The organism is Kitasatospora sp. NPDC004799 (genome assembly GCF_040609095.1).
Lineage (GTDB): Bacteria > Actinomycetota > Actinomycetes > Streptomycetales > Streptomycetaceae > Kitasatospora.
Window position 1 is genome coordinate 1 of record NZ_JBEXJK010000834.1, and the last position, 1,110, is coordinate 1,110.

Here is a 1,110-nt window from a genome sequence, read left to right on the forward strand (position 1 = left end):
GACGTGTAGGGGGGCTGAGCGGCCGCGCCACTAACCCGGCCGTCGGCCCCGCCGCCCTGGTGCGGCGGGGCCGGCGGCCGTGGCGGACGGTCAGTACACGCTGACGCGGTACGCGGAGAGCGCCGCGTTGGCCGGCTGGTAGAAGGTCGTCCCGCCCGAGGTGCAGTCGCCGCTGCCGCCCGAGGTGAGGCCGAGCGCCTTGGTGCCGTCGTACAGCGGGCCGCCCGAGTCGCCCTGCTCGGCGCAGACGTTGGTCTGGATCAGGCCGCGGACGGTGCCGCCGCCGGAGTAGCGCACGGTGACGTTGAGCGCGGTGACGGTGCCGCCGTGGGTGCCGGTGGTCGAGCCGGTGCGCAGCACCGCCTCGCCGACGTACGCGTTCGGGGCGGAGGTGAAGCCGCCCGGGTGGCTGAGCGCGCCGTTGTCGTAGCGGACCAGCGCGTAGTCGTGGCCGGGGAAGGTCGAGCTGATGGTCGGTCCGATCCGGGTGGTGTGGTACGCGTCGGTGTACCAGTCGGGGGCGACGTTGCCGCAGTGCCCGGCGGTGAGGAAGTAGTAGGTGCTGCCGCTGCGCACGTTGAAGCCGAGCGAACAGCGGTACTGGCCGCCGTAGATCGCGTCGCCGGCGGCGACCAGCGGGGCGAACACGCCGGGGACGTGGTGGACGGCGATGGTGGACGCGTTCGGGCCGGCGGCGCTCATCAGCCTGGCGATCGCGGTCGGGGAGACGGTGCTGTCGGCGGTCACCACGACGCGTCCGGCGGCCTCGTCGACGTACCAGGCGGTGCCGTCGACCTCGGCGTTCAGGATGGCGTCGCTGACCGCCGCGAGCTGTTCGGGCTGGGCGCTGGGGCTGGGAGCGGCGGCGGCGCCCGGTGCGGCGACCGCGGTCGCGGTCAGCAGGCCGAGGGCCGCGGCGAGCAGGCGGAAGCGGCGCGTGGTGCGGGGGGTTCTGCGCATGGTCCTGACCGATCTCCTCGTGAGGGGGTGACGGCCCCGGGGGCCGGGCCGCGGCCTTGTCGATCACGACGTTGCGGCGCTTGACCGTGTTCTCGGGGTAGCGCACCGGGTCGTAGGACGACGGGTTCTGCACCATGCCGGCCAGGGTGG

The 1,110-nt window shown here is 74.3% G+C and carries 1 protein-coding gene; it reads right to left on the minus strand.

Annotated features, from left to right (window positions below):
- Positions 1–90: 90 nt before the first annotated feature.
- Positions 91–960, minus strand: a complete 870-nt coding sequence (locus tag ABZW03_RS41155) for a S1 family peptidase (RefSeq protein WP_355270041.1) — start codon at positions 958–960, stop codon at positions 91–93.
- Between the last annotated feature and the right edge of the window lie 150 nt (positions 961–1,110).

Coding starts and splice junctions, on each gene's coding strand:
- ABZW03_RS41155 (WP_355270041.1), bottom strand. CDS start 960: ATGCGCAGAACCCCCCGCACCACGCGCCGCTTCCGCCTGCTCGCCGCG.